Origin of the sequence: Micromonospora sp. 067-2 (assembly GCF_046549295.1) — a bacterium.
Lineage (GTDB): Bacteria > Actinomycetota > Actinomycetes > Mycobacteriales > Micromonosporaceae > Micromonospora.
Genome location: NZ_JAJPWB010000010.1, coordinates 53,079 through 80,048, shown reverse-complemented (window position 1 = coordinate 80,048; position 26,970 = coordinate 53,079). Strand labels below are relative to the sequence as shown.

Genomic DNA, 26,970 nt, shown 5'->3' with positions numbered 1-26,970 from the left:
AAGGTGTGCCTCTATGTCTGCGGAGGGGGCGGTGCCAGCCAGGCGAGTGGTTGCCCCGCGAGAGCGGCGTCGGCGAGGCGGTGCGCCGAGGCCGTCTTGAGGCCAGCACGCGAGCTGTCGATCCAGCGTTGAACGTTGTCGATGCCCTGGTGGCGGTACTCGACGGCTTGAACGAGGCATTCGAGTTTGTCGGCGTCGCGAGCGACGACGGCCTCCAGCGTGTCCTGGGCTTCGTACTCGTTCACGGCGCCGGCGATGGCGTCGGCGACAGCGGGTGGACACGCGGCAACCTGATCGGCGGTGACAGCGGTGTTTGGCACGGCCGTGAGGTACCGCCGAGCGATGTGCGGGATGTCGGTGATGCGGGACTCTTGGGTGTCGTGCAGGACGCACATCATCGACACTCGGGCGGGGTCCGCGCCTTCCATGGCGGCGAGCATCATCCCGATGAGGGCGGTGCGAAACGAGTGCTCGGCAATGGATTCGGGGTGCTTGACGCCAGCGAACCACCAGCCGGTGCGAGCCGCGCGCTTGAGGACACCGGCTTCGAAGATGAAGTTCATGGCGCCGGTGGCGTCGTCGTGATCGTCGCTCATCTGCCCGTCCCTGTGCCGGTGATTCCTTCGGTGCGCAGGCTGTAGAGGATAGACGTCAGTTCGCGCCGGGACTGCGCCGAGACTGCGTCGCCGTCGAGGAGAGCGGTGCCGCGTTCAACGAGTTTCCGTCCGACCGTGGGGTCTTCAAGCGTGAGGTGACGCCGGGCGGCGAGTAGTGCCCAGGTGTTGTGGATGTTGAGGTCCACGAAGGGGTGGCCGTCATTGAGGCGTTCGACCAGGTGTCGGAGGAGTCGAAAGCCGCGCCACTCCGAGAGGTGTGCCGGCATGAAGGCGCGGTTGGCGAGCACGTAGAGGTGCGTGAAGAAGACGGGGCACTCGGCGTCGATGTGCGGCAGCGTCGGGCCTCGCCCACTAATCCGCCACGAACACTCCAACGCCCGGCAATGTCTCGGTCCTGCCTTTGATCCGTAACACCTGCATGGCGCGATCGATCACCGGCTCTGTCACGCCGTAGTGCTCGATCAACTCTCGTCGACTGGGCAGCTTGGAGCCGGGCGGGAACTCGCCGGTCGCGATCCGTTCGGCGAGGTCGTCGGCTATCTGCTCGTAGCGGTAACGCGGTGGCACGGTGTTCCCCTCGGTTGGCAACACGAGTAGACCACCTACCTCAGCCCTTGACTACCCAACGGTACCTGTGGGAGCTTGGGGAGGAGGTCGGTTCTCCTCGGTTGGCGCTGCGGGCCGCCCTCGTCGGTGTGGATGTCCGAGCGCGTCCCCCGCGTTCGGACATCCACATCCCCTCGATAGACACGGTGCGAGGAGGAAGCCTTGTTCCCTTCGACCCGGCCATTTCGCCGGCACCTGGCCCTGACGGTGGGAGGGGCGGGCCGATGAGGCGCGTCTCTTACGACGAGTACGTGTTGGCGGCTGCGTTGACCCTCGCTCGTCGGCACCGGCCGGTCTGGTCCTGGCGACTCTGGCGACGCGTGTGTCGCTGTGGTGGGGACCTTCCTTGTCGGGTATGGCACCGCATTCCGATCAACCGCGGGCACTGGCCGAGGGGGGAGTAGCGGTGAACGACGGCCAGGAGCAGGGCACCGTCAGCGTGCAGCTGCGTGGGCTATCCGATTGGTGCGGCGACTGCCGGGTCTGGCGGTCACGGCTGGTTCCGTACCCGTGCCGGCAGGTGCAGTGGGCGACCGGCTGGCAGGTCCGGTCGCTCGCGGCGTGGCTGCTCGGTGGTCGACGGTGACCACCCACGGCCCGGTGTTGCCAATCTGGAGCTGCGGCGGATGCGACGCTCCGTGGCCGTGCCCGTCCAGGCGGCGGGAGTTGACCGCGGAGTTCGACCAGGCACCGGTGTCGCTTGCCCTCTACATGGGTGCTCAACTGGTCCGTGCGTCGGCGGACCTGACCTGGGCGCCTGCCGGCCTCCTGCACCGACGCTTCCTCGGCTGGGTGCGGTGAGCATCCTGCGCGCAGGCGATGAGAAGTTCCACTACAGCGACGGGTCGCACAGGTGGATCCCGCCGGACCCCGACTACGACCAGGAGGTCTGGAACGAGCAGGTCCGCCAACACAAGCACGGCCACCTGAGAAACGAGCGCCCGAAGGTACGCATCAAACGACTGATCTGATGGGAACTGCGCCGTCGCATACTCCACGCCGCTCACCATCTGGTGCGGCGCCTACGGCATCGCCAGCAGAGCTACTGGGATGTTTTCCGGGGCGGCGCAGCCGCGCATGATCATGGCCATGTGGCTGGCCTTCGTCGGCGGGATCCGCGAGACTGCGCGGTATGCGTGAGCGTTCCCGCCGGTGGTCGTGGGTTGCGGTCCTCGCCATCGGGCTGATCCTTTACCTGGCTGTGCTGCGGACCCTCGTCCGTACGCAGAATCCGAACTTCGTGCCGGCTCTGATCCTGCTCGGGGCGACCCTGGTCCCCCTGACGTTCCTGACGTTCGCGCAAGCCCGGACCGGGCGGTGGCAGGTGCCGGCGTCGGTGCTGGTGGCGTCGGCGTTCTTCGGCGGCGTGATCGGTACGGTGGTCGCCGGGACACTGGAGTACGACACTCTTCGCGGCCTCGGCGCCCTGCCCATGCTCTTCGTGGCGCTGATCGAGGAGTCGGCGAAGCTGATCGTGCCGGTGGTGCTGCTGTTCACGGCCGTCGCCCAGCACCGCCGCCGGGTGCCCTCCGACGGGCTGATCATCGGGGTGGCCGCTGGGATGGGCTTCGCCGCGCTGGAGACGATGGGCTACGCCTTCACCGCTCTGTTGAGTTCGCAGGGCAACATCGGTGCGGTCGAGCAGACGCTCTTCGTCCGTGGCCTGACCGCGCCCGCCGGTCACACCGCCTGGACCGGGCTCACCGCCGGCGCGCTGTGGGCGCTGTTGGCGAGCCCGAGCGTCGGACGCCTGTTCGGTTTCCTCGGCACGTTCGCGGGTGTCGTCGTGCTGCACACCCTCTGGGACACGTTCTCCGGTTCGCTGGTCTTCGTCGTCCTGGCGATCATCAGCATCGGTTGGCTGTTCTGGGAGCTGCACCGCTACAAAACCTTCAGCGATCACGCCATCGGCCGGCTCCAGCCGAGCTGACGACCGCGGGGCGACCCCGCCGAAGCATGGCTCTTGTGATCCGCTGCGAACCGGCTGACAGCTCATCTAATGTCAGGCTGTTCGTATTTTGTCGCTTTGGGTGGGGAAGGTGCGACGATGGGGGTGCGCCGCTGGGTCGAAAGCTGGCCGCTCTACCGTCAGCTCACCGGCACCGACCCGCTCGGTCGGGGTGCCGCGGCGCAGTCCGCTCGAACGGCTGGGTTGACCGCGCGCACCGAGACGGCCGATTCGGTGGCGCGTTCGGTGTGTCCGTACTGCGCGGTGGGTTGTGGTCAGCGGGTGTTCGTCACCGACGGGCAGGTCAGTCAGATCGAGGGTGATCCGGACAGCCCGATCTCGCGGGGTCGGCTCTGTCCGAAGGGTTCGGCCAGCAAGAGCCTGGTGACCAGTCCGCTGCGCCAGACGAAGGTCCGCTACCGCCGGCCGTACTCGACGCAGTGGGAGGACCTCGATCTCGACACGGCGATGAACATGATCGCCGACCGGGTGTTGGCGGCCCGGGAGGAGACGTGGGAGGACGTCGACGCGCAGGGTCGGCCGCTGAACCGGACGCTGGGTATCTCCAGTCTGGGTGGGGCGACGCTGGACAACGAGGAGAACTACCTCATCAAGAAGTTGTTCACCGCGATGGGGGCTCTCCAGATCGAGAACCAGGCGCGTATTTGACACTCCGCCACCGTCCCCGGTCTGGGGGCCAGCTTCGGTCGTGGCGGCGCCACCCAGTATCAGCAGGACCTCGCTCACTCCGACGTGATCGTGATTCAGGGTTCGAACATGGCCGAGGCGCACCCGGTGGGTTTCCAATGGGTGATGGAGGCCAAGCGGCGCGGTGCGAAGGTGTTCCACGTCGACCCGCGGTTCACCCGCACCAGCGCCGTCGCGGACTCGTACCTGCCGATCAGGGCGGGCACGGACATCGCCTTGCTGGGTGGGGTGGTGCGCTACATCCTGGACAACGAGCTGGACTTCCGGGAGTACGTGATCGCCTACACCAACGCCGCGGCGATCCTGAGCGAGGACTACCGCGACACCGAGGACCTGCACGGTCTGTTCTCCGGCTTCCAGGAGGACAACGCCAGCTACGACCCGAGTTCCTGGCGGTACGCGGGGGAGAGCCAGCACGCCACGCCCCGCGACACCGAGACGCAGCGGGAGACCGCGGCGGGGCTGGAGCACGAGTCGCACGGCGCACCGGTCGGCGGCCAGACCGAACGTGACGAGACGTTGCAGCATCCGCGCTGCGTCTACCAGATTCTCAAGCGGCACTTCGCCCGCTACACGCCGGAGATGGTCGAGCGGGTCTGCGGCATAGCGCCGGAGAAGTTCCTCGAGCTGTGCGAGGCGTGGACACAGAACTCCGGCCGGGAACGCACCGGCATGCTCGTCTATTCGGTGGGTTGGACGCAGCACACCGTGGGCGTGCAGTACATCCGCGTCGGCGCGATCATCCAACTGTTGCTGGGCAACGTGGGTCGTCCCGGTGGTGGGGTGATGGCCCTGCGCGGGCACGCCAGCATCCAGGGCTCCACCGACATCCCGACGTTGTTCAACCTGCTGCCGGGTTACCTGCCGATGCCGCACCACGCCGACCATCCGACGTTCGACGAGTGGGTGGACAGCATCCGGCACCCGGGGCAGAAGGGTTTCTGGGGCGACGCCCGCACCTACGGGGTGAACCTGCTCAAGGCGTACTGGGGGGACGCGGCGACGGCGGAGAACGACTACTGCTACGGGTACCTGCCGCGGATGACCGGGGATCACGGGACGTACCAGCAGGTGCTGAACATGATCGACGGCAGGATCAAGGGGTACTTCCTGCTGGGGCAGAACCCTGCGGTCGGTTCGGCGCACGGCCGGGCGCAGCGCCTCGGGATGGCCAACCTGGACTGGCTGGTCGTCCGGGACCTGTTTCTGGTCGAGAGCGCGACGTTCTGGCGCAACGGCCCGGAGACCGAGACCGGTGAGATCGTTCCGGAGGAGTGCCGTACCGAGGTGTTCTTCCTGCCGGCGGCCTCGCACGTGGAGAAGGAGGGCAGCTTCACCCAGACGCAGCGTCTGTTGCAGTGGCGGGAGAAGGCCGTCGAGCCGCCGGGCGACGCCCGTTCCGAGCTGTGGTTCTTCTACCACCTGGGCCGCATCGTCCGGGAACGCCTGGCGTCCTCGACCCAGCCCCGAGACCGGGCCCTGCTCGACCTCACCTGGGACTACCCGACGCACGGCCCGAACGCGGAGCCGAGCGCCGAGGCCGTGCTCTACGAGATCAACGGCTATGACGTGGCCAGCGGCCGGCCGCTGTCGACGTTCACCGAGATGAAGGACGACGGCTCCACCGCCGGCGGCTGCTGGATCTACACCGGCGTGTACGCCGACGGCGTCAACCAGGCGGCCCGGCGCAAGCCCGGCGCCGAGCAGTCCTCGGTGGCCCCGGAGTGGGGTTGGGCCTGGCCGGCGAACCGGCGGATCCTCTACAACCGTGCCTCCGCCGACCCGGACGGGCGGCCGTGGAGTGAGCGCAAACGCTACGTCTGGTGGGACCCCGAGAAGGCCGAGTGGACCGGCTACGACGTGCCGGACTTCGAAAAGACCAAACCACCGTCGTACCGGCCGCCGGAGGACGCCTCGGGCGTGGCGGGCATCGCCGGTGACGATCCGTTCATCCTCCAGGGCGACGGCAAGGGCTGGTTGTACGCGCCCACCGGCATCCTGGACGGGCCGTTGCCCACCCACTACGAACCGGTCGAGTCGCCGGTGCGCAACCCGCTCTACCGGCAGCAGGCCAACCCGACCCGCAAGGTCTACACCCACCCGATCAACACGCTCAACCCGAGCCCGCCCGAGCCGCACAGCGGGGTGTTTCCGTACGTCTTCACCGTCAGCCGTCTCACCGAGCACCACACGGCCGGCGGGATGAGTCGGACCGTGCCGCAGCTCGCCGAGCTGCAACCGGAGATGTTCGTCGAGGTGTCCCCGGAGTTGGCGGCCGAACGCGGGCTCCACCACCTGGGGTGGGCGCACGTGGTCAGCACCCGCGCGGCCATCGAGGCGAGGGTGCTGGTGACCGACCGGCTCACTCCGTTGCGGGTGGACGGTCGGATCATCCATCAGGTGTGGCTGCCGTACCACTTCGGGTTCGAGGGTCTGGTGACCGGTGATTCGGCCAACGACCTGTTCGGCATCAGCCTCGACCCGAACGTCCTGATCCAGGAGAGCAAGGTCGGCACCTGCGACGTCCGGCCCGGCCGGCGCCCGAGAGGACAGCAACTGCTGGACCTCGTCGCCGACTACCGGCGGCGGTCGGGAGATCTCAGGCCGCTCTATCCGCCACGAGTCACGACCGACGTCGCCGACAGCGGCCCCGACCAGGAGGTCTGACCGATGCCCCACGCCAACAGCCTGTCCGGCCCGCTCGACCCGGCATCCGACGCCGGCTATGTCGATGCCCCTCCCCGGATGGGCTTCTTCACCGACACGAGCGTCTGCATCGGCTGCAAGGCCTGCGAGGTGGCCTGCAAGGAGTGGAACGGGGTCCCCGGCTCCGGCCTGGACCTGCTGGGTATGTCGTACGACAACACGGGCGCGCTGACCGCGAACTCGTGGCGGCACGTCGCGTTCGTCGAGCAACCCCGTCCGGTTGGTGGGGCGAGCCCGGCGTTTCACGGCACTCCGGACGGGCCGTCGGTCAGCCCGGCCACGGCAGCGGTCGCCGCGCACACCAGCACCGACACCGGAACGTTTCCGGGTCTGCCGACCGGGTCGCCTTCCGCGGCCGCCCGGATGGCCGCCGGGCCGGAGTTCCTCGGGATGCCGGGGGCGCAGCCGCCGGGTCGGGGGACCGGTGTGCAGGGGCGTGGTGATTTTCGGTGGTTGATGATGTCGGATGTGTGTAAGCACTGCACGCATGCGGCGTGTCTAGATGTGTGTCCGACGGGGTCGTTGTTCCGGACGGAGTTCGGCACGGTGGTGGTGCAGGAGGACATCTGCAACGGGTGTGGTTACTGCGTTTCGGCGTGTCCGTACGGGGTGATCGATCAGCGCAGTGGTGATGGTCGGGTGTGGAAGTGCACGTTGTGTTATGACCGGTTGGGTGCGGGGATGACGCCGGCGTGTGCGCAGGCGTGTCCGACGGAGTCGATCCAGTATGGGCCGGTGGAGGAGTTGCGGGAGCGGGCGGCGGCGCGGGTGGCGGCGTTGCATGGGCGGGGGGTGCCCGAGGCGCGGTTGTATGGGCATGACCCGCATGACGGGGTGGGTGGTGACGGGGCGTTCTTCCTGTTGTTGGACGAGCCTGAGGTGTATGGTCTGCCGCCGGATCCGGTGGTGACCACCCGGGATCTGCCGGCGATGTGGAAACGCGCCGGCCTCGCGGCGCTGGCCATGGCGGCGGCAACCGTCGCCGCGTTCGTCGGTGGGCGGCCATGAACGACGGGCAGCGCCACCGCACGTCCGGCCGGGGCGGTGAGCAGCTCACGGTGCCGCCGGCCGACTTCACGTCCTACTACGGCAGGCCCATTCTCAAGCCGCCGGTGTGGAAGCACGACATCGCCGGCTACCTGTTCACCGGTGGCCTCGCCGCCGGGGGTGCGCTGATCGGCGCGGGCGCCCAACTGACCGGGCGGTCGGGCCTGCGCAGAGTGGGACGCTGGACGGCGCTCGGCGCAGTGGCCGCCAGCGCGTACCTCCTGGTCCACGACCTCGGACGGCCGAACCGGTTCCACCACATGCTCCGGGTCGCCAAGCCGACCTCGCCGATGTCGGTCGGCACCTGGATCCTCACCGCGTTCGGGCCGCTGGCCGGCGTGGCCGCGGCCGCCGAACTCGCACGGCTGCTTCCACGGCACGGCGCGCTCGGCGTCGCCCGCCGGATCGCACCGCCGATCGGCGACATCGCCGGCCTGGCCGCCGCGGCGACCGCGCCGGCGCTGGCCACGTACACCGGCGTTCTGCTCGCCGACACGGCCGTGCCGTCCTGGCACGACGCCTACCCGTCGCTGCCGTTCATCTTCGCCGGCAGCGCGCTCGCCGCCGCCTGCGGCGTCGGACTGGTCGCGGCGCCGGCCGCGCAGAGCGCTCCACTACGGCGACTCGCCCTGGCCGCGGCGGCTCTCGAGGTCGTCGGCGGCCGGCGGCTGGAGCGGCTGAGCGTGACCGGTGAGCCCTACCGGTACGGCCGCAGCGGCCGCCTGGTCACGGCGGGACGAGCCCTGCTCGCGGTGGGCACCGCCGCGGCGCTGGTCAGCCGTCGCAGCCGGCTCCTGTCGGCCATCTCCGGCGCGGCCCTCGTGGCATCGTCGGTCGCGACCCGGTTCGGTGTCTTCGAGGCGGGTGTGGCGTCGGCCCGCGACCCGAGGTACACGGTCGTGCCACAACGGGCGCGGCTCGCGGCCCGACCGTGACCCGAAGCGGGTCACCGCGCCGACGGGCGTGCACGGTCATCACCGCTTCCCCACCGAGGTCCTGCCGAAGGAACGCCCGAGCTGGCGCACCTCGTCCTCCAACTGGCCGACCATCTCCTGGCCGCCGAGTCGACCGACCAACGCGTCCGCGAGGCCGCTCAGCATCACCGGGCGCAGAGCCTGCACCACGGCGAGCGAGCGTGGCACGTACACCTTGCGTTTGCGGCCCTCGACGCCGCGCAGCAGGGCGTCGGCGCACTGCTCGACGGACACGACACTGGACAGCGGCCTCGGTAGCCGGCGCAACGTGTCGCGGAACGACGCCAGGTCGTCGCGGATGTCGCGGACCAGGTCCGTGTCGGTCCAGATCGGGTGCGCGGTCCCCACGGTGACACCGCGTGCGCGCGTCTCCAGGCGTAGCACGTTGGCGAACTGCTCCACGCCCGCCTTGGACGCGCTGTAGGCGGCCATGCCCGGCATCGCCGTGAAGGCCGCGGCCGACGAGACGACCAGGACGTGGCCGCGCGCGGCGGTGACCTGCGGCAGCGTCGCGCTGACCGTGCGGATCGCGCCGCAGAGGTTCACCTCGACGGTACGCACCAACGCCTCGACCGGCCCCACGGCGACGGTGCCGAGACTCGCGATGCCGGCGTTGGCCACGACCACGTCGATGCCGCCGTAGCGCGCCACCGTGGACGCCACGGCCGCGTCCAGGCCGGCCTGGTCGGTGACGTCGCACTCGTACCAGTGGGCGTCGAGGTCGGCGCCGAGCCGCTCGAGCAGCTCGCCTTCCAGGCCCACCAGGGCTACCCGCGCCCCGCGGGCGACGGCCGCACGGGCCATCTGTGCCCCGATGCCACGGGCCGCGCCGGTGATGAACAGAGTCCTGCCCGCCAGGTCGAACCGCATCATTCCTCCGAAGGCTCGTTCGCCGACGGCCAGGGCGGATCGCCCACGCCGGTGATCCGTACGCCGCCCCACGGGTCGATCTCGGCCAGTCGGGCGAGCCGGGTTCGGTCGGCGATCCGCAGCTGCACGTCACGCCGGCCCGAGCGCAGCAGGTGGGCCACCTGCGGCTCGGGCTCGATGCGTCCGCCCCAGTGGTAGCGGCCGTCGACCGGCTCCCACCGTCCGGCGAGGTGCACCCGGACCGAGGTGCCCTCGACGACCGCCGGCCCGTGATAGCTCACGGCACGATCCGCTCGTGGGCGCGGGTGAGCTGGCGCGGCAGGTCGGCGCTGGCGCGTACCCCCTCGATGCCGCTCCACAGCAGCGCGGTCAGGTAGTCGGTGAGGGCCGCCCGGCTGATCGGCTGGCCGTGGGTGGTCCACCACTCACCGACCGCCTGCACGAAGCCCACCAGGCCGTACGCCCACGGCTCGGCGGGACCGGCGTCCAGGCCCAACGAGCGCAGCCGGTCGCCGATCACCCGGGCCAGCCCGGCGGCCACCTGACGGCTGGTGCCGGCGACGACCTGGTGGATGCCGGGGTCACCGGACTGGTGCGCGAGGAACTGGTAGAGCCTCGGCTCAGACTCGATCACCCCGAGGTACGCGTCGATCGTCGCCTCGACCAGGTCGCGCTCCTCACGGACCTGCTCGATGGCCGGCGCGATGGTGTCGACCATCCGGGCCGCCACCACCTCGCTGACCGCGACCCAGAGCTGCGACTTGTCGGCGAAGTAGCGGTAGAGGACCGGCTTGCTGACGCCCGCGGCGGCGGCCACCTGGTCCATGTCGGCCTCCGGCCCGTGCCGCAGCAACGCCTGCACGGCGGCCTCGACGAGCTGGTGTCGCCGTTGCTCCCGATGGCCGGCCCAGCGGTCCCGCCGGCCGTTGCCCCCCGGCTTGCGGCCGTCGGCGGGGGGCGGGGCCGGGGAGTCCGATCCATTGACATCGTTGAGCGGCGATTGCATGCTACTACTCGTAACAGTTACCGGACGTCACGTCAATATGGAGGGGTCATGGAGGCGACACGGGCGCGATCCGAGCAGGCGGCGGTCGCCGAGCGACTGCTCACGTCCTCAGTGCGGAGCAGCTACGACCCGACCATCGACATCGACTGGGACGCCCCGCACACCCCCGGCGCCTACTGGCTTCCACCGCGCCGCAGCAGCCTCTACGGCACCGCGCTGTGGGAGCAGCTCGGCGAGGAGCAGCGCGTCGAGCTCACCAAGCACGAGGTGGCCAGCGCGGCCAGCGCCGGTGTGTGGTTCGAGACGATCCTCATGCAGCTGCTGATCCGGGAGTACTACGACTCCGACCCGACCAGTCGCCAGGCCCAGTACGCCCTGACCGAGGTCGCCGACGAGTGCCGGCACTCCATCATGTTCGGTCGGCTCATCGAGGCCCTGGGCTGCCCGGTCTATCGGGCCAGCACCAGGGACCACCTGCTCGGGCGATTCCTCAAGACCACCGCGAGTGGCCCCCGGATGTACGCCGCGATCCTCATCGCCGAGGAGATCCTCGACTCGTTCCAGCGCGAGATCATGGCGGACGAGTCACTGCAGCCGCTCATCCGGATGGTCTCGCGTATCCACGTGGTGGAGGAGGCGCGACACGTCCGGTTCGCCCGCGAGGAGTTGGCCGAACAGGTCGCGGCCGCCGGCCCGCTGGGCATGGCGTACGCCCGGCTGTTGGTGGGCCGTGCCGCTCACACGATCGCCAACCGGCTCGTCCATCCGGACGTGTACGAGGCGGTGGGCATCCCGCCGGCGGTCGGCCGGGCCGCCGCCCGCGCCAACCCGCACTGGCAGGCCACCCTGCGCTGGTCGGCGGCGCGGGTGCATGCCCATCTGGCGGGCGTCGGCCTGGTGGGCGGGCCGGGTCGTCTGCTGTGGACGCGCGCTGGGCTGATCTGACACATCGTGCCGGGCGACCCGCCTCATGGGCTCAGGCCGTCAGGCCCGCCCGATTCGTGGCTCCTGCCGATCGGTCAGCCGTAACCCGACACCCCGTACCGCCTCGATCGTGGCACCGGTGCCGAGATCCCGCAGTTTGCGCCGCAGGCGCTTCACCAGGGACTGGATGTCCGCCCTGGCCCCGCGCCCCTCGTCCCGCCAGACCGACCGGTGCAGCTCGGCGTAGCTCCAGACCCGGAGCGGCTGGGTGGTGAGGCAGGTCAGCAGGTCGCGCTCCAGCCGGGTCAGGTCGACCTCGCGATCGCCACAACGGGCGGTGGACCGGGCCGAGTCGATGACCAGGGCGGGCTCGTTCGCGGCGGCGCGTTCAGGCGTCCGGGTCAGCTGGCGTGGAGCGGCGATCAGCCGGCGCAGCTCATCGAGGTCGGCCACCAGCAGCAGCGGCGCGATGCCGTCGAGGCGCTCCGCGAGCCGGATGCGCTCGGTCGGCGACGGGGTCACGGCGATCAGGAGCGGGAACGGCTCCTCGGCCGGATCAGCCCCGTCCAGCGTCGCTTCGTCGTCCTCGGCCACAGCACCGCCCGGGATCGAAGGGCGTCCCTGCCCTCATCTTGTCACCGCATTGACAATGATTGGCAGGCAAGCCGCCCAGCCTGACAACCGTTAGCGACAAGTTGCTCACGGCAAGTTCTTGATCGTCCTTTCTTCTCGATCATATTGTCCATTCGGGCAACCGGCGTGACCCGCGCGGTGCATGGGGGGGCATGGAAGGGGGTTCGCTCCGGCGAGCCTCCTGAACCCTTGCATGGCCCACTTGATCCTGGGTCGTTCTGAGGGAGGCAGCACCGATGTTCAGACGTCCACAATGGCGGCGCACAGCCAGATCACTGGTGAGCGCCGGCGCGGCGATGATCCTCGCCGCGACATGCCTGGCCAGTGTCGGCTCGGCCGCGCAGGCCGCGCCGGGCGGCGGGATGGGGGCGGGCGCCCCGGCGGGCGAGAAGATCCGACCGGAGCTCGCGAAGCAGTTCCAGGCCAAGAACGAAGGGGACTTCTGGATCCGGTTCGGGGCCCGGGCGGACCTGAGCAAGGCCAGTGCCATCAAGGACTGGACCAAGCGTGGCGCGGCCGTCGCGGACACCCTGCGCAAGACCGCCGCCGAGAGCCAGGGCAAGATCCGGGCCGAACTCGACGGCTCGGGTGCGAAATACCAGACCTTCTGGGCGACCAACGCCATCAAGGTGAGCAGTGGCTCCCTGGCGATGGCCCAGAAGTTCGCGGGCCACCCGGAGGTCGAGGGCCTCTACGCCCCGGTCGCCTACAAGATCCCCGAGCTGACCAAGGGCACCGACGAGAAGACGGCGAACGCCCTGGAGTGGGGCATCGCGAACATCAACGCCGACGACGTCTGGTCCCAGTACGGCGTCACCGGTGAGGGCGTCACCGTCGCGAGCATCGACTCCGGCGTGCAGTTCGACCACCCGGCGTTGGTCAACTCCTACCGCGGCAACAACGGCAACGGCACGTTCGACCACAACTACAACTGGTTCGACGCCGCCGGGACCTGCCCCACCGCGCCGTGTGACGGCGACGGCCACGGTACGCACACGATGGGCACCATGGCCGGCTCCGACGGCGCGAACCAGATCGGTGTCGCGCCCGGGGTCAAGTGGATCGCGGCGAACGGCTGCTGCCCCAGCGACGCGGCTCTGGTCACCTCCGGTCAGTGGATGCTGGAGCCGTTGGACCTCAACGGCCAGAACCCGGACGCCAGCAAGCGGCCGAACATCATCAACAACTCGTGGGGCACCATCAATCCGTCCAACGAGCCCTTCATGGAAGATGTGACGCTGGCCTGGACGGCGTCGGGAATCTTCGGGGTGTGGTCCAACGGCAACAGCGGGCCAGCCTGTCAGACCAGTGGCTCGCCGGGCAGCCTGGTCAGCAACTACTCGGCCGGCGCGTACGACATCAACAACACCATCGCCGGCTTCTCCGCCCGGGGTGCCGGGCAGAACGGCGAGATCAAGCCAAACATCTCGGCACCCGGTGTGAACGTCCGGTCGAGTGTTCCGGGCAACGCCTACGCCAGCTACAGCGGCACCTCGATGGCAGCGCCGCACCTGGCGGGTGCGATCGCTCTGCTCTACTCGGCGGCCCCGTCGCTGGTCGGTGACGTCAACGCGACCCGCGCGCTGCTCAACGGTGCCGCCGTCGACAAGGCCGACGACCAGTGCGGTGGCACCCCGGCGGACAACAACGTCTACGGCGAAGGCCGACTGGACGCCCTCGCGCTGCTCAACGCCGCTCCGACCGGCGACACCGGCACCCTCGCCGGCACGGTCACCGACGCGGCCACCGGCGCCCCGATCGCCGGTGCGACCCTGACCCTCACCGGCCCGACCACACGCGAGGTGACCACCGGGCCCGACGGCAAATTCTCGACCACGCTTCCGACCGGTGACTACCAGGTCGCCGTGGCGGCGTTCGGCTACGCCAGCACGACGAAGCCGGCGACGGTCACCGACGGCGCGACCACGACGCTCAACGTGGCACTGGCGGCGGTGCCGAGCGTCAACGTCACCGGATCGGTCACCGACGGCTCCGGCCACGGCTGGCCGCTGTACGCGAAGGTGACCGTGCAGGGTGTCCCGGGCGTCTACGACTACACCACACCGGCCAACGGCCGTTACAGCATCAAGCTGCCGGCCGGCCAGACGTACACCCTGAGGTACGAGTCGCAGTACCCGGGCTACGAGATCGTGACCAAGGAGGTCGTGGTCGGCTCGGGCAACGTCACCGCCAACGTCGCGGTGCCGGTCAACACCACCACCTGCACGACGGCTCCCGGATACACGACCGGTTCCGACGGAGAGTACGAGACCTTCGACGGCACCACCGTGCCGGCCGGTTGGTCCGTGGTGGACAACAAGGGCAGCGGCCAGGTCTGGAAGTTCACCGACGACGGCAGCCGTGGCAACCTGACCGGCGGCAGCGGCAACTTCGCGGTGATCGACAGCGACGACTACGGTGCGGGTGGGCAACAGGACACCTCGCTGGTCAGCCCGGTGGTCAACCTGACCGCCGTCACCGCCCCGGTCATCCGGTTCAACCAGGACTTCAACCAGTTGTCCGAGGACACCGCCGACGTCGACCTCAGCATCGACGGGGGCGCCACCTGGGAGAACGTGCTCCGGCAGGAGACGGACGTCCGGGGGCCGAAGGTCACCGAGATCCCGATCCCGCAGGCCGCCGGCAAGGCGCAGGTCCAGGTCCGGTTCCACTTCTACGAGGGCTCGTACGACTGGTGGTGGGAGGTCGACAACGTCCTGATCGGCAGCCAGGTCACCTGCGTGCCGGTCGACGGCGGCCTGGTCGTCGGCAACGTCCGCGACAAGAACGACAACAGCTACGTCAACGGGGCGACCGTCACCAGCGACGACCGGCCCGCCGAGAAGGCCGTCACCGTGGCGACCCCGGACGACCCGGGTCTGCCGGACGGCTTCTACTGGCTGTTCTCGTCGCTGACCGACACGCACCCGTTCACCGCGAAGGCCGGCAACTACGTCAGCCAGACCAAGCAGGTCGACGTCCAGGCGGACTGGGCGACCACCGCCAACTTCCAACTCGCGGCCGGCCGGCTGTCGGTGACCCCGACCCAGCTGAGCGCGACGGTCCAGATGCCCAACGGCAAGGCCACCAGGACGTTCACGGTGACCAACACCGGCGGCGCGCCGGTCGAGGTCGAGTTCAGTGAGCGCGACAACGGGTTCGAGATCCTCCGGGCGGACGGCTCCCGGGTGAGCAGGCAGCAGGTGCTCGGGGCCACCGGCGCACCGGAGCAGCGGCTCACCGTTGCGACGTCGTTCGCCGCCAGGGCGTCCGGCAAGGCGGCGTCGGCGACCCCCGCGGCGGCCGGCCCGCAGGCCGCACCGTGGACGGACATCACCGACTACCCGACCAACATCATGGACAACCGGGTGGTGAGCCTGAACGGCAAGGTCTACTCGATCGGCGGCGGTGACGGGACCGCCTCCACCGCGAAGAACTACGCCTACGACACGGTGGCGCAGACCTGGACGGCGATCGCCGATCTTCCCGGCGCCCGCAACGCCCTGACGGTGGGCGTCGTGGACGGGAAGATAATCGCGACCGGCGGCTGGGGGGCCAGCGGCCCCGACGCCGCCACCTGGTCGTACGACCCGGCAGCCAACACCTGGACGACGCTGGCCGCCAACCCGGCACCGCGAGCGGCGGCCGCGCAGGCGGTCGTCGACGGCAAGCTGTACGCCGTCGGTGGCTGCACCACGGCCGCCTGTACGCCGATGTCGAACAGCGTGGTCCGGTACGACCCGGCCAGCAACGCCTGGGAGACGCTCGCCAACTACCCGAAGTCGGTGGCCTTCGCCTCCTGCGGGGGGATCGACGGCACGGTCTACTGCACCGGCGGCAACGACGGCGCCGCCGCGCAGAAGGTCAGCTACGCCTTCGACCCGGGCGCCAACACCTGGACCGCCATCGCCGACGCGCCGGTCGACAACTGGGCCAGCTCGTTCGCGGTCGCCAGCGGCAAGCTGCTCGTCGTCGGTGGTTCCCAGGGTGGGGCCATCAGCAACGCCGGCTTCGCCTACGACCCGGCCACCAGCTCGTGGTCCAACCTGCCGAACGCCAACACCGCGCGGTACCGCGGAGGCGCGGCCTGCGGCTTCTACAAGATCGGTGGTTCGTCCGGCAGCTTCAACGCCGCGCCGGACAGCGAGGTGCTGCCCGGGTTCGAGGGCTGCGCCGAGGCGGCCGCCGATGTCAGCTGGTTGACGATCGACAAGTCGGCCGTCACCCTCGCGCCGGGTCAGAAGGTCACGGTCACCGTCGGGTTGACGGCGAACGTCGACCAGCCGGGCACCTACTTCGGCTCGATCGGGATCAAGGAGAACACCCCGTACACGGTGGCGCCGGTGGCGGTGACCATGACCGCGACGCCTCCGAAGACCTGGGGCAAGCTGCTGGGCACGGTGACCGGGACCAGCTGCCAGGGCGCCACCTCGCCGATCACCGGCGCGCTGGTCCAGGTCGACTCGTGGGCGATGTCGTGGACCTTCACGACCGACGCCCAGGGCAAGTACGCCTACTGGGTGGACCGTCGGAACAACCCACTCACCCTGATCGTCGCCAAGGACGGCTGGAAGCCGCAGACCCGTCAGACGAGGATCAACGCCACCACGCCGACCGTGGAGGACTTCACGTTGTCTCCCGTCCGGTGCTGACGTCGCAGCGGTAACACGAACAGATCCGGCCCGTCTGGTCACCTGACCAGGCGGGCCGGCTCGGTTTCGCCGGCGCTGGGCCGGCGCGACACGATCCCGGGGGACGCTGCGGCCGCGGTGCCTGCCGGGCCGGCGTCGGCGGTCAGACGGAGGCGAGCCGGAAACCGACGCCGCGCACAGCGTGGATCGTCGCCGCCGCGTTCAACCGGGCAAGTTTGCGGCGTACCCGGCGGATGACGGAGTGCATGTCGGAGCCCCGACCGAGATGCCTGTTGCCCCAGACCTCGAGGTGCAGGCGCTCGTAGGTCCAGACCTGCCCGGGCGCGTCGACCAGGCAGAGCAGGACGTCGTGTTCCAGCCGGGTCAGGTCGATCTCCTGGTCGCGCCACCGCAGCACCCTGCGGTCGGAATCGACGGCCAGGTCCGGTGGCGGAGGCGGGTGCTCGCCCTGCGCCGCCTCGACGATCACCGCCGGGGCGTCGGGCGTCGCCGGAACGACGGGAGGCATCTCGACCACCCCGAGGAACTCCCGTGCCTGCTCGACACTCGAGACGATCAGGAAGGCGTCGCTCCCGCCGAGCAGCCGCGCCAGTTGCCGGCGTTGCGCCGGCGAGGACGCGATGCCGATGACCAAGGAGGCGACCGGAATCCCCTGCATGTCCCCAACCCCTTCCGGTTCCCCACATCACTCCGGATGGTTTCTTCGCAGTGTCGGCCGAGACATCGACCGATCAGTGTCCTGACCCTAGTGCTGACTTCGTGCCGGCAGGGTAAAACATCGTTGCAGGTGAGCAGATGAATGACCGTTCACGCTGCGTACGCCGCCCGAGTCGGCTTCGTCGTTTTCGCCGGGAATCCGCTCGGTGGGTCCAGCGGAAGTTGTGACAGAACGAAGACAGTCCGCGGACGGTGCCCGGATCTGGCGAGCCGAGCATGGTCGGCATGTCCTCGCTGCCACACCCGCGCGCGACCGCCCCCCTCGGCCGGGTTCTGCTCGGTGCGGCCCTGGGTCATCTGCTCGCCCTGGGCCTCACCTGCGCCGTGTTCGTACGGACCTACCCCGGCCAGTGGCTGGACGGCCTGCTCCTGCCGCGCGCCGAGCGGGGCGGAGGGTACGAGCAGCAGACCGACCTGGTGGGTCCGTCCAAGACCGTGCTGGCCGTCTTCGGCAGCCCCGTGCTCCTGGCCGTCCTACTCGGCGCGGTGGTGCTGGTGGGTCTGCTGAACCGGCGGCTGCTGGCGGGGGTGGTGGGCGTCGGCATGGTGCTGTCCGCGGTCGTGGTGGCCGGGGCGATGAAGTCGGCGCTTTCCCGTCCGGAGTTTCCGATCGAGAGTTCAACCACCCACAACAGCTTTCCCAGCGGTCATGTCGCGGTGGCGACGGCCCTGCTGCTGGCGTTCATGCTGGTCCTGCCCCGCTGGGGTCGACGATGGCTGGCGGTGCCGGGCGGCATGGCTGTCTCGGTGATCGCCGCCGCCACCATGATCGCCGGCTGGCACCGGTTCAGCGACGCGCTCGGTGGTGTCCTCGTGGGTGTGGTGCTGTTCTGCCTCGCCGCCGCCGGGCTCGGAGGTTGGCGTCGGGACTCCGATCGGATCGACGGCACCGTTGCCGACAGCGGCACCGTCTGGCGCAGGCTGACCGAGGGAGTGGTCGGGCTGGTCGTCCTGGTCTGGGCGCTTCTGGTGGTCGGGCCGGGTCTGGTGGCATCCGTGCAGCGGGGCACGCTCGTCGCCGTGGTGGCGGCGGCCGGGTTGACGATGCTGTCGGTGGTGTCGGTCGTCTTCCTGGTGCGGTCGGCGGATTTCGTGGGCCCGCTCCGGAGACAGGAACCCCGGACATCGACAAAAAGCGAATCTAATTCATGATGCGATACTTGGCGACATGTCCCAGGTCCTGCTGATCGAAGATCACCAGACGGTACGCGACGGACTGCAGCTGGCGCTGACGCGGCAGGGCCACACGGTCGATGCCGTCGCGACCGGTGAGCAGGGGCTGGAACGACTCCGGACCGCCTCGTCGGACGTCGTGATCCTCGATCTCATGCTGCCCGGGATGGACGGGTTCGAGGTCTGTCGCCGGATTCGGCGGCTCGGCGACCTGCCGATCATCATGCTGACCGCCCGCAACGACGACATGGACGTGGTGGCGGGCCTGGAGGCCGGCGCCGACGACTACGTGGTCAAGCCGGTGCAGGCCCGGGTGCTGGAGGCGCGCATCCGGGCGGTGCTCCGGCGGACCGCCGGCGAGTCTCGGCGTGCCGGCGGCGAGCGGTCCGGCGCGGAGCAGCACGGTGCCCTGACCATCGACCGGGCGGCGCTGGTGGTCAGCAAGGAGGGGCTGCCGGTCAGTCTCGCCCCGACGGAGCTGCGCCTGCTGCTCGAACTCTCGCACACTCCGGGACAGGTGTTGAGCCGGCAGCAGCTGCTGTCGGCCGTGTGGGAGCACGAGTACCTGGGCGACTCGCGGCTGGTGGACGCCTGCGTGCAGCGGGTACGTGCCAAGATCGAGGACGACTCCGCGGCACCGGTCTTCATCCAGACGGTGCGCGGTTTCGGGTACCGGTTCGGGCCGCTGTGACGCTGTGGCGCTGGGCCGGCGGCCAGGCCTCGAGCCTGCGGGTGCGCCTGCTGCTGGCCTTCGCGCTGCTGGGCGTGATCACCACCGCCGCGGTGGCCAGCGGAAGTTACTTCCAGGCTCGGACGGTGATCCTCCAGCAGGCGCAGGACGCAGCCGTGGCGGCGCTGACCGATCAGCTCGCGGAGGTCTACCCGATACGCCAGCTCCCGCCGACTCAGGACGAGCTCGAGACACTGGCCCAGCGTCTCACCGACCGCGAGGGTTACGCCGTGGTCTTCTACCGTGACATGCGGGCGCAGAGCGGCCTCACCGCCGAGCCTCTGACCCCGGAGCTGCGGCAGGCGGTGTCCAGTGGCGTCATCGCCTGGCAACGCGTGACGCGCGACGGTGAACCCATGCTGCTCATCGGGACCCAGCTGACGCTCGACGGGCCCGACGGTGTGTCCCTGCCGTCCGGGCTGGAGGTCTACGCGGTGCGCAGCCTCGCCTCCGAACAGCAGAGCATCGACCGGCTCGCCACCCTGGCGTGGCTGACCGGTGGGCTGTCCCTGGTCCTCGCCGTCCTGCTGGCCCTCCTGGCCGCCCGGGGCGTGCTGCGACCCGTACGCGAGCTGGGCCGGGCGGCGCGGCGGCTCGGCGAGGGCGACCTGACCACCCGGCTGACGGTGCGGGGCGCCGACGAACTGGCCGACGTGGCGCGGACCTTCAACGACACCGCCGGGACGATCGAGCGGCAGGTCGGTGAGCTCCGGCGGATGGAGGCCGACGCCCGACGTTTCGTGGCCGACGTGTCCCACGAACTGCGTACGCCGTTGGCCGCGATGACGGCGGTCACCGACGTGCTGGACGAGGAGGCCGCCCTGCTGCCCGGAGATGCCGGCCGGGCCGCCCGGCTCGTCAGCCAGGAGACGCAGAGCCTCACCCAGCTCGTCAACGACCTCATCGAGGTCAGCAGGTTCGACTCCGGCACGGCGCGGCTCGCCCTCGACGACGTCGACGTGGCCGCGGCGGTGACGGCCACCCTGCGGATCAGATGCTGGACGGACCGGGTGCGGGCGGAACTGCCGCCCGGAGTCATCGCCCGGCTGGACCCCCGCCGGCTGGACGTCATGGTGGCCAACCTCGTCGGCAACGCCTTCCGGCACGGCACCGAGCCGGTGTCCGTACGTCTGCGCGCCGAACCGGACTGGATCAGCATCGAGGTCCGTGACCAGGGGCCGGGACTGGACCCGGAGGTGCTGCCGCACGTCTTCGGCCGCTTCTACAAGGCAGACACCGCGCGGACCCGCTCCGAGGGCAGCGGTCTGGGCCTCGCCATCGCCTGGGAGAACGCCCGCCTGCACCGGCACGCCGGGCAGCCGGGCAGTCTCGTCGCGGGCAACGACCCGACCGGCGGGGCGGTGTTCACACTGCGCCTGCCCCGGGTGGCGGCGGAGACGGCGAACACCGGAGCCGTACGGTGACGGCGCGTCGGGCGGCCCGGGCCCTGCTCGTCGGCGGGCTCCTGCTCGCGTTGCTCGTGGCGGGCTGCGGGGTCCGACCCAGCGACGTCATCACCGGCCGTCCCGCGACGGCCGGCCCGTCCGAGGGCATCGGGCTCTACCTGCTCCGGTACGGGCAACTCGTGCTGGTCATCACCCCGATCGACCCGGCAACCCCGCCCGAGAAGACGCTCGGTTGGCTGGCGGCGGGTCCGGACGACGAGATGCGCCGGCAGGGGCTCACCAGCGAGGTGCCGGAGGGGGTCATCCCGGCGTCACCGGTGACGGTGACGGCCGACCGGTCCGGCCTCACCGTGACGATGACGGGTCCGGTGCTGCCGTTGTCGGCAGCCGCGGCCGACCAGATCGCCTGCACCCTGGCCGATGCCGCGGCGCGCACCGACCTGGCGGACACCTTCGCTTCGGTCACCATCGCCGGGCCTGACGGCGCCCGCCCGCCACGGGTCTGTCCGGTCGTGAAGTGACCGGAGCGGGAGGCGGTCACACCAGGTCGACCGCCCGGGCCGGCCGGGGCAGCCCGCCGGAGCGCACCCAGCCCTGATCGGCGAGCGCACCGGCGATCAGGATGTCGAGCAGCTCGGCGAACCCGAGCCCGGCCTGCCGCCAGATCTGGGGGAACTGTGACGCGGTCGTGAACCCGGGGAAGGTGTTGACCTCGTTCACGATGGGCTCCGTGGACCCCTGTGCGGGCAGGAAGAAGTCGACCCGGAGCAGCCCTCTGCAGTCGAGGGCGTGAAAGGCGCGGATCGCGCGGTCCTGGAGCATCTCGGTCGTGGCCGGGTCGAGCGGGGCGGGGATCTGAAAGTCCGCACCGCCGTCGTACTTGGCGTCGTAGTCGAAGAAACCCGCCCCGGTCACCCGGATCTCCAGGGGTGGGCCGGCCTGCACCCGGCCGTCGGGATACTGGAGGACGGCCACATCGATCTCCCGTCCCCGCGCCCCCTGCTCGACCAGCACCTTCGGGTCGACCTCCCGGGCCTGCTCCAGTGCGGCCGGAAGTGTCGCCCAGTCGGTCACCTTGACGACGCCGAGGCTGGAGCCGGCCCGCGCGGGCTTGACGAAGACCGGCAGACCCAGCCGTTGCCGGTCGGCCGGGGACAGGTCCTCGCCGGGACGCAGGGTCGCCCCGGGGCTGACCCGCAGGCCCTCCGCGGCGAGGAGTCTCTTGGTGACGCCCTTGTCCATGCCGGCCGCGCTGGCGAAGACGCCGTTGCCGACGTACGGCACGCCCAGCCACTCCAGCAGCGACGCCACGGTGCCGTCCTCGCCGTACGGGCCGTGCAAGGCGGGAAACACCACATCCTGTACGCGCAGGACGCGCAGCGCCTGGGGCAGTGGCATCGGGCGGCCGTTGACGTGCCACTGGCCGTTGCGGTCGATCAGCACCTCGGTGACCTGGTAACGGCCGCCGTCCAGCCCGGCGATGATGCTCGCCGCCGAGCGGAGGGACACCTCGTGTTCGCCGCTCTGCCCGCCGTACAGCACCGCCAGTTGGATAGTCATGACACGTCCGTCCTCTCGTGGAGATAATCGCGGGCCACCCGGGCCCCGATGCCGGTCAGGATCTCGTGCGGGTTGGTGCCGGCCCACCGGGCCCACTCGGCGACCGTCGGTTGGCCGGGGTCGCCGCCGTCCGGGCCGAACAGCACGACGGGGTCGCCGATCGCCACGGGAAGGTCGCCGGCGTCGACCACGCACTGGTCCATGGCGATGCGCCCGAGGATCGGGCAGCGCCGGCCGCCGAGCCACACCTCGGCGCGGCCCTCGACGGCGCGGGTCAGGCCGTCGGCGTAGCCGAGCGGCAGCAGGGCCAGCGTGGTCGGCGCCGGGGTCACGTACCCGGGTCCGTAGGAGACGCCCGTGCCCGCCGGCACCCGCTTGACGTTGACGACGGTCGTGCGCAGGGTCATCGCGGCGCGCAGCCCGAACCGGTTCGGCCCGGTCGCGCCGAACGGGTCCACGCCGTACAGGGCGAGCCCGATCCGGCAGAGGTCGAAGCGGGTCCGGGGCGCCGTCAGCGCGGCCGCCGAGTTGGCCAGGTGGACCAGGTCGGGGTCGAGACCGGCGGAACGGGCGCAGCGCAACGCCTCCTCGAAGGTGGCCACCTGCCGGGCCAGCCCGGGGGTGCCCGGTACGTCGGCGTCGGCCAGATGGGACCAGAGCGCCCGCACCCGGATCCCGCCCTCCCGCTCGTACTTCCGGGCCCAGGCGACCAGTTCGGGCCAGTCGTCCCCGCCGGCCCCGTTGCGGGACAACCCGGTGTCGGCCTTGAGCTGCACCATCGCGGGTACGCCGAGCCGATGGGCCGCGTCGACGACGGCGCGCAGGTGCGTGGTCGTCGACACGCCGACGTCGATGTCGGCGCCGATCAGCCCGGCGAAGTCGTCGTCCGGGCGGTGCAGCCAGCTCAGCGTGGGCGCGGTGATGCCGGCGCTGCGCAGCGCCAGCGCCTCGGACGCCGAGGTCACCCCCAACCACCGGGCCCCGGCGCGCAGCGCGGCCCGGGCGACCATCACCGCGCCGTGGCCGAACCCGTCGGCCTTCACCACCGCCATCACGTCGGTGCCGGTGAGCGACGTGATCGTCCGGACGTTGCTGGCGACCGCTCCCAGGTCGACCACCGCCTCGGCCAACGCGCTCACCCGTTCGCCTCCACCCGGCGCAGGAGCGGCAACGAGTGGCGCTGGCGCAACCGCACGCGCGTCGCGGCGGGTCCGCGCACGGCGGGCCGGGAGTCGGTGGAGGTCGGCTGTCGGGTCACTCAGCAGAAGGTGTCAGCCGGATATCCGCGCCTGATCCTCGGATTGTCATGATCCGGTAATGGAAGTCGTCGGACCACGCGGAGGCGGAAGCACTCCCGCGGCGGCGCGGACCACTAGGCTCGGCTGCGGAGGTGTCCGCAATGAAGCTCGGGCTGCACTACTGGAGTTTCTCGATCCCGGCCGACACGGCCGCGATCGCGCCCACCCTGGCCGAGGCGGCCACCATCGCCGAGCAGGCCGGCGTCGCCTCCTTCACGGTGATGGACCACTTCTTCCAGATGGAGGCGGTGGCCGCGGCCGAGGAGCCGATGCTGGAGGCGTACACCGCGTTGGGCTTCGTCGCGGCGAAGACGCGGCGGATGACGCTGGGCGTGCTGGTCACCGGCGTGATGTACCGGTATCCGGGGCTGCTCGCCAAGACCGTGACCACCCTCGACGTCCTCTCCGGCGGCCGGGCCCGGCTCGGGATCGGCGCCTCGTGGTACGAGCGGGAGCAGCGCGGCCTGGGCGTGCCCGTGGTGCCGGTGGCCGAGCGGTTCGAGCGGCTGGAGGAGACGCTGCGCATCTGCCTGCAGATGTGGAGCGACGACGACGGGCCGTTCGACGGTCGCCACTACCAGCTCACCGAGACGATCAACTCGCCCCGGCCGTTGAGCCGTCCGCGTCCGCCGATCATGATCGGTGGCGGCGGCGAGAAGAAGACGCTGCTGCTGGTGGCCCGGTACGCCGACGCCTGCAACCTGTTCGGGACGAGCGCCGGCACCGGCGAGGTGGCGCGCAAGCTGGAGGTGCTGCGCGGGCACTGCGCCAGCGAGGGCCGCGACTACGACACCATCGAGAAGACGGTGGTCGCGCACCGGCCGCCGCTGGTCGACGTCGACGCGTTCCTCGCCGAGGTCACCGAGTACGCCGCGCTCGGTGTCACGGAGGTGCAGGTCACACCGGATCGGCATCCGGTGGAGTTCGCCCAGCGGCTCGGCGACGAGGTGCTGCCCCGGCTGGCCGACATCGGTTGACAGCCAGGCAGGGGCTGCCCTCCGCGGTGAACGGAGGACAGCCCCTGTCGAGGTGACGCCTCAGGCGACCGTGGCGGGGAACCGTTCCCACACCCGGTGGGCGGCCATCAGCTGCCGCACCGCGGTCAGGGCCTCGGCACCGGAGTCGGCCGTCACGACGCCGGGAGTGCCGTTCACCCCGGTCTTCTCCAGCACGGTGACGCCGGCGCCCCAGGCGCCGATCGTCTTGGCGTGCCGCCAGCTCTCCTCGACGAGGAGCAGCACGCGGGGATCCACCGCCGCCGCCTGCCTCTTGCCCGCCTTGCCGTCGCGGGCGGGGAGGGCGTCCGGCGCGGGTGCCGGAGCCCCGGCCAGCAACACGGCGTCGACCTCGACCGACCGACCGGTGGCGAAGGTCCGCTGCACCGGCATGTCTCCCACCAGGCCACCGTGCGGGGCGATCAGCAGCGGCACCATGCCCGCCTCGAAGACGGCCCGCCGCACCTCGTCGACGCCATCGAGGTCGCCGTCGGGGTCGACCACGATCCCGATCGTGCGACCGTCGGTCGGCCACTCCCTGCCGACCTGCGACAGCGCCGGGCTGGGCTCGACGTCGGCCAACGGCACGGTCGGCTGCGGAGCGGGCAGACCCAGACCGGTGGCGACCTGCTCGCACAGCACCGGGTCGATGTTGGCGAGGCTCTGCAGCTGACGCTCCTTGATCGCCTGGTGGTAGCACTTGCCGAGTTCGAAGGTGTAGGAGCGGATGATGTGCTCCTTCTCGACCGGCGACATGCTCGACCAGAACAGACGTACCTGGCTGAAGTGGTCGTCGAAAGAGGCCGGGTTCGCCCGCACCTTGGGTGCCTCCGCCACCGTCACCGGCACGTCGAGGAACGCGTGCTCCTTGTCACCCGCCGGGAAGGGGTTGCCACCGTCGAGCGAGTTCGGCCGGTACGGCGCCACCCCCGCGTACACGGCGTGCTGGTGGAAGCCGTCGCGGAGCATGTCGTTCACCGGCGCGTGCGGACGGTTGATCGGGATCTGCGAGAAGTTGGGTCCGCCCAGGCGGGTGAGCTGCGTGTCGACGTACGAGAACAGCCGGCCCTGAAGCAGCGGGTCGTTCGTGACGTCGATGCCGGGCGGGAGGTGGCCGAGGTGGAAGGCGACCTGCTCGGTCTCGGCGAAGAAGTTCGTCGGCGTCCGGTTGAGGGTCAGCCGCCCGATGGGCTGCACCTCGGCCAGCTCCTCCGGCACGATCTTGGTCGGATCCAGCAGGTCGATCCCGGCGAAGGTCTCCTCGGGAGTGTCGGGGAAGACCTGGATGCCGAGCTCCCACTCCGGGTACGCGCCGGCCTCGATCGCGTCGTAGAGATCCCGACGGTGGAAGTCCGGGTCGAAGCCGCTGAGCATCTGCGCCTCCTCCCAGGTCAGGGAGTGCACGCCCAGCTTGGGCTTCCAGTGGAACTTGACCAGCGCCGTCTCCCCGGCCTCGTTGGCGAGGCGGAAGGTGTGGACGCCGAAGCCCTCCATCGTCCGGTACGACCGGGGAATGCCACGGTCGGACATGTTCCAGATCGTGTGGTGCTGCGCCTCGGTGTGCAGGGAGACGAAGTCCCAGAAGGTGTCGTGAGCGCTCTGTGCCTGTGGGATCTCACGGTCCGGATGTGGCTTCGCGGCGTGGATGATGTCCGGGAACTTGATGGCGTCCTGGATGAAGAAGACCGGCATGTTGTTGCCGACCAGGTCGAACGTGCCCTCGTCGGTGTAGAACTTCGTCGCGAAGCCGCGGGTGTCTCGGACCGTGTCGGCCGAACCGCGCGAGCCGAGAACGGTGGAGAAGCGTACGAAGACCTCCGTCTCGCGCCCCTTCTTGAGGAAACCGGCGCGGGTGACCCGCTCCGCGGTTCCGTAGGCGGTGAACACGCCGTGCGCGCCGGCGCCGCGCGCGTGCACCACCCGCTCCGGAATGCGCTCGTGGTCGAAGTGGGTGATCTTCTCGCGCAGGTGGTGGTCCTGCAGGAGGGTCGGACCGCGTGAACCGGCCTTGAGCGAGTGGTCGGTGTCGCGCAGCCGCGCCCCCTGCGAGGTGGTGAGGAACGCGCCCTGCTGACCCTTGGCGGTCGCCGGCACGCCGGTTTCCGCGCCGGTCGGCGTACGCGTCTGCGGAGCCCCCTGTTCGCCCCTCGGCGGCAACGGGTCACGCGGCGTCGTCGGCTCCTCGACCGTCGGCGTGGCGCTGCCCGGTGCGCCGGGAACGTCTGGCGTCAGGGCGTCGGCGATCTTCTTCGAGGCTGTCTTCACGGCGCTCTTGGCCGCCTTGGCGGGCTTGCTGGAATTCACTGAACGAACCCTCCATGGAGCGTTTTGCGAGCAGGCCCAGAAAGTCCTACCCCTGCTCAGAGGGCCAAAACACCACGGATGGCCGGTCAGTCGGCC

At 70.4% G+C, this 26,970-nt stretch carries 25 protein-coding genes; 14 read left to right on the top strand and 11 right to left on the bottom strand.

Annotated features, from left to right (window positions below):
• Positions 1-11 precede the first annotated feature (11 nt).
• The 3 genes from ACLJN9_RS23720 to ACLJN9_RS23710 form a co-directional block, all read right to left on the bottom strand.
• Entirely contained in the window at positions 12-596 is a 585-nt protein-coding gene (locus ACLJN9_RS23720) for an HD domain-containing protein (RefSeq protein WP_410813716.1), read from the bottom strand.
• Entirely contained in the window at positions 593-904 is a 312-nt protein-coding gene (locus ACLJN9_RS23715; RefSeq protein ID WP_410813715.1) for a hypothetical protein, read from the bottom strand. Before ACLJN9_RS23715 ends, ACLJN9_RS23720 begins: the two co-directional genes overlap by 4 nt.
• 64 nt (positions 905-968) lie before the next feature.
• Positions 969-1,208, bottom strand: coding sequence for a winged helix-turn-helix domain-containing protein (locus ACLJN9_RS23710; protein WP_410813714.1), 240 nt, complete (start codon positions 1,206-1,208; stop codon positions 969-971).
• Positions 1,209-1,629: 421 nt separating this feature from the next.
• Between ACLJN9_RS23710 and ACLJN9_RS23705 the strand changes: the two genes are divergently transcribed.
• The 7 genes from ACLJN9_RS23705 to nrfD all read left to right on the top strand — a co-directional run bounded on the left by ACLJN9_RS23705 (position 1,630) and on the right by nrfD (position 8,567).
• The gene (locus tag ACLJN9_RS23705) at positions 1,630-1,809 is read left to right on the top strand and encodes a hypothetical protein (RefSeq protein ID WP_410813713.1); all 180 of its coding nucleotides are present in this window, start codon (positions 1,630-1,632) and stop codon (positions 1,807-1,809) included.
• A gap of 80 nt (positions 1,810-1,889) precedes the next feature.
• Positions 1,890-2,024 carry a hypothetical protein gene (locus tag ACLJN9_RS23700; protein WP_410813712.1) on the top strand — a complete coding sequence of 45 codons (135 nt, stop codon included), beginning with the start codon at positions 1,890-1,892 and terminating at the stop codon, positions 2,022-2,024.
• Complete coding sequence (locus ACLJN9_RS23695; protein WP_410813711.1) at positions 2,021-2,194, top strand: hypothetical protein; 174 nt, start codon at positions 2,021-2,023, stop codon at positions 2,192-2,194. Before ACLJN9_RS23700 ends, ACLJN9_RS23695 begins: the two co-directional genes overlap by 4 nt.
• A gap of 161 nt (positions 2,195-2,355) precedes the next feature.
• The gene (locus ACLJN9_RS23690; protein WP_410813710.1) at positions 2,356-3,153 is read left to right on the top strand and encodes a PrsW family intramembrane metalloprotease; all 798 of its coding nucleotides are present in this window, start codon (positions 2,356-2,358) and stop codon (positions 3,151-3,153) included.
• Positions 3,154-3,270: 117 nt separating this feature from the next.
• The gene (gene fdh / locus ACLJN9_RS23685; RefSeq protein WP_410813709.1) at positions 3,271-6,546 is read left to right on the top strand and encodes a formate dehydrogenase; all 3,276 of its coding nucleotides are present in this window, start codon (positions 3,271-3,273) and stop codon (positions 6,544-6,546) included.
• 3 nt (positions 6,547-6,549) lie between these two features.
• The gene (locus ACLJN9_RS23680; RefSeq protein WP_410813708.1) at positions 6,550-7,593 is read left to right on the top strand and encodes a 4Fe-4S dicluster domain-containing protein; all 1,044 of its coding nucleotides are present in this window, start codon (positions 6,550-6,552) and stop codon (positions 7,591-7,593) included.
• A complete protein-coding gene (gene nrfD, locus ACLJN9_RS23675) occupies positions 7,590-8,567 on the top strand; it encodes an NrfD/PsrC family molybdoenzyme membrane anchor subunit (protein ID WP_410813707.1) in 978 nt (325 codons plus the stop codon). The genes ACLJN9_RS23680 and nrfD overlap by 4 nt, the downstream gene beginning before the upstream one ends.
• Before the next feature lie 39 nt (positions 8,568-8,606).
• On the opposite strand, the gene ACLJN9_RS23670 is transcribed toward nrfD, so the two are convergent.
• From ACLJN9_RS23670 to ACLJN9_RS23660, 3 genes are read right to left on the bottom strand one after another with little or no spacing between them, the layout of a single operon-like run.
• Positions 8,607-9,476: an SDR family oxidoreductase gene (locus ACLJN9_RS23670; protein WP_410813706.1), complete on the bottom strand. Its 870-nt coding sequence runs from the start codon at positions 9,474-9,476 to the stop codon at positions 8,607-8,609.
• Complete coding sequence (locus ACLJN9_RS23665) at positions 9,476-9,757, bottom strand: DUF4873 domain-containing protein (protein WP_410813705.1); 282 nt, start codon at positions 9,755-9,757, stop codon at positions 9,476-9,478. The genes ACLJN9_RS23670 and ACLJN9_RS23665 overlap by 1 nt, the downstream gene beginning before the upstream one ends.
• Complete coding sequence (locus ACLJN9_RS23660) at positions 9,754-10,482, bottom strand: TetR family transcriptional regulator (RefSeq protein ID WP_410813704.1); 729 nt, start codon at positions 10,480-10,482, stop codon at positions 9,754-9,756. The genes ACLJN9_RS23665 and ACLJN9_RS23660 overlap by 4 nt, the downstream gene beginning before the upstream one ends.
• A gap of 48 nt (positions 10,483-10,530) precedes the next feature.
• On the opposite strand from ACLJN9_RS23660, the gene ACLJN9_RS23655 reads away from it, so the two are divergent.
• Positions 10,531-11,427 (top strand): AurF N-oxygenase family protein, encoded by an 897-nt coding sequence (locus ACLJN9_RS23655; RefSeq protein WP_410813703.1) that lies wholly within the window; start codon positions 10,531-10,533, stop codon positions 11,425-11,427.
• Between the two features lie 39 nt (positions 11,428-11,466).
• Here the strand turns inward: ACLJN9_RS23655 and ACLJN9_RS23650 are convergent, their stop codons facing one another.
• Positions 11,467-12,000, bottom strand: a complete 534-nt coding sequence (locus ACLJN9_RS23650) for a winged helix-turn-helix domain-containing protein (RefSeq protein ID WP_410813702.1) — start codon at positions 11,998-12,000, stop codon at positions 11,467-11,469.
• A 317-nt stretch (positions 12,001-12,317) separates the two neighbouring features.
• On the opposite strand from ACLJN9_RS23650, the gene ACLJN9_RS23645 reads away from it, so the two are divergent.
• Positions 12,318-16,691 (top strand): S8 family serine peptidase, encoded by a 4,374-nt coding sequence (locus tag ACLJN9_RS23645; RefSeq protein WP_410813701.1) that lies wholly within the window; start codon positions 12,318-12,320, stop codon positions 16,689-16,691.
• Between the two features lie 142 nt (positions 16,692-16,833).
• Here the strand turns inward: ACLJN9_RS23645 and ACLJN9_RS23640 are convergent, their stop codons facing one another.
• Positions 16,834-17,349 (bottom strand): winged helix-turn-helix domain-containing protein, encoded by a 516-nt coding sequence (locus ACLJN9_RS23640; protein ID WP_410813700.1) that lies wholly within the window; start codon positions 17,347-17,349, stop codon positions 16,834-16,836.
• A gap of 284 nt (positions 17,350-17,633) precedes the next feature.
• Here ACLJN9_RS23640 and ACLJN9_RS23635 point away from each other — a divergent pair, with 284 nt between their 5' ends.
• Genes ACLJN9_RS23635 through ACLJN9_RS23620 form a run of 4 tightly spaced genes read left to right on the top strand, consistent with a single transcriptional unit; the run spans position 17,634 to position 21,238 of the window.
• Positions 17,634-18,560 carry a phosphatase PAP2 family protein gene (locus ACLJN9_RS23635; RefSeq protein WP_410813699.1) on the top strand — a complete coding sequence of 309 codons (927 nt, stop codon included), beginning with the start codon at positions 17,634-17,636 and terminating at the stop codon, positions 18,558-18,560.
• A gap of 16 nt (positions 18,561-18,576) precedes the next feature.
• The gene (locus ACLJN9_RS23630; RefSeq protein WP_410813698.1) at positions 18,577-19,272 is read left to right on the top strand and encodes a response regulator; all 696 of its coding nucleotides are present in this window, start codon (positions 18,577-18,579) and stop codon (positions 19,270-19,272) included.
• A complete protein-coding gene (locus tag ACLJN9_RS23625; RefSeq protein WP_410813697.1) occupies positions 19,269-20,735 on the top strand; it encodes an ATP-binding protein in 1,467 nt (488 codons plus the stop codon). Before ACLJN9_RS23630 ends, ACLJN9_RS23625 begins: the two co-directional genes overlap by 4 nt.
• A complete protein-coding gene (locus ACLJN9_RS23620) occupies positions 20,732-21,238 on the top strand; it encodes a hypothetical protein (protein ID WP_410813696.1) in 507 nt (168 codons plus the stop codon). Before ACLJN9_RS23625 ends, ACLJN9_RS23620 begins: the two co-directional genes overlap by 4 nt.
• Before the next feature lie 16 nt (positions 21,239-21,254).
• Here the strand turns inward: ACLJN9_RS23620 and ACLJN9_RS23615 are convergent, their stop codons facing one another.
• Positions 21,255-22,277 carry a D-alanine--D-alanine ligase family protein gene (locus ACLJN9_RS23615; RefSeq protein WP_410813695.1) on the bottom strand — a complete coding sequence of 341 codons (1,023 nt, stop codon included), beginning with the start codon at positions 22,275-22,277 and terminating at the stop codon, positions 21,255-21,257.
• Positions 22,274-23,416 carry an alanine racemase gene (alr, locus tag ACLJN9_RS23610; protein ID WP_410813694.1) on the bottom strand — a complete coding sequence of 381 codons (1,143 nt, stop codon included), beginning with the start codon at positions 23,414-23,416 and terminating at the stop codon, positions 22,274-22,276. Before alr ends, ACLJN9_RS23615 begins: the two co-directional genes overlap by 4 nt.
• A 260-nt stretch (positions 23,417-23,676) precedes the next feature.
• Here alr and ACLJN9_RS23605 point away from each other — a divergent pair, with 260 nt between their 5' ends.
• Positions 23,677-24,552 carry an LLM class F420-dependent oxidoreductase gene (locus ACLJN9_RS23605; protein WP_410813693.1) on the top strand — a complete coding sequence of 292 codons (876 nt, stop codon included), beginning with the start codon at positions 23,677-23,679 and terminating at the stop codon, positions 24,550-24,552.
• 60 nt (positions 24,553-24,612) lie between these two features.
• Here ACLJN9_RS23605 and ACLJN9_RS23600 read toward each other — a convergent pair whose 3' ends face one another.
• Positions 24,613-26,874: a catalase gene (locus ACLJN9_RS23600; RefSeq protein ID WP_410813692.1), complete on the bottom strand. Its 2,262-nt coding sequence runs from the start codon at positions 26,872-26,874 to the stop codon at positions 24,613-24,615.
• Between the last annotated feature and the right edge of the window lie 96 nt (positions 26,875-26,970).

What these genes read in the sequence shown, in the direction of transcription:
- ACLJN9_RS23720 (WP_410813716.1), bottom strand. Translation starts at nt 596, where the DNA reads ATGAGCGACGATCACGACGACGCCACCGGCGCCATGAACTTCATCTTC.
- ACLJN9_RS23690 (WP_410813710.1), top strand. Translation starts at nt 2,356, where the DNA reads ATGCGTGAGCGTTCCCGCCGGTGGTCGTGGGTTGCGGTCCTCGCCATC.
- ACLJN9_RS23680 (WP_410813708.1), top strand. Translation starts at nt 6,550, where the DNA reads ATGCCCCACGCCAACAGCCTGTCCGGCCCGCTCGACCCGGCATCCGAC.
- nrfD (WP_410813707.1), top strand. Translation starts at nt 7,590, where the DNA reads ATGAACGACGGGCAGCGCCACCGCACGTCCGGCCGGGGCGGTGAGCAG.
- ACLJN9_RS23670 (WP_410813706.1), bottom strand. Translation starts at nt 9,476, where the DNA reads ATGCGGTTCGACCTGGCGGGCAGGACTCTGTTCATCACCGGCGCGGCC.
- ACLJN9_RS23660 (WP_410813704.1), bottom strand. Translation starts at nt 10,482, where the DNA reads ATGCAATCGCCGCTCAACGATGTCAATGGATCGGACTCCCCGGCCCCG.
- ACLJN9_RS23655 (WP_410813703.1), top strand. Translation starts at nt 10,531, where the DNA reads ATGGAGGCGACACGGGCGCGATCCGAGCAGGCGGCGGTCGCCGAGCGA.
- ACLJN9_RS23640 (WP_410813700.1), bottom strand. Translation starts at nt 17,349, where the DNA reads ATGCAGGGGATTCCGGTCGCCTCCTTGGTCATCGGCATCGCGTCCTCG.
- ACLJN9_RS23635 (WP_410813699.1), top strand. Translation starts at nt 17,634, where the DNA reads ATGTCCTCGCTGCCACACCCGCGCGCGACCGCCCCCCTCGGCCGGGTT.
- ACLJN9_RS23630 (WP_410813698.1), top strand. Translation starts at nt 18,577, where the DNA reads ATGTCCCAGGTCCTGCTGATCGAAGATCACCAGACGGTACGCGACGGA.
- ACLJN9_RS23615 (WP_410813695.1), bottom strand. Translation starts at nt 22,277, where the DNA reads ATGACTATCCAACTGGCGGTGCTGTACGGCGGGCAGAGCGGCGAACAC.
- ACLJN9_RS23605 (WP_410813693.1), top strand. Translation starts at nt 23,677, where the DNA reads ATGAAGCTCGGGCTGCACTACTGGAGTTTCTCGATCCCGGCCGACACG.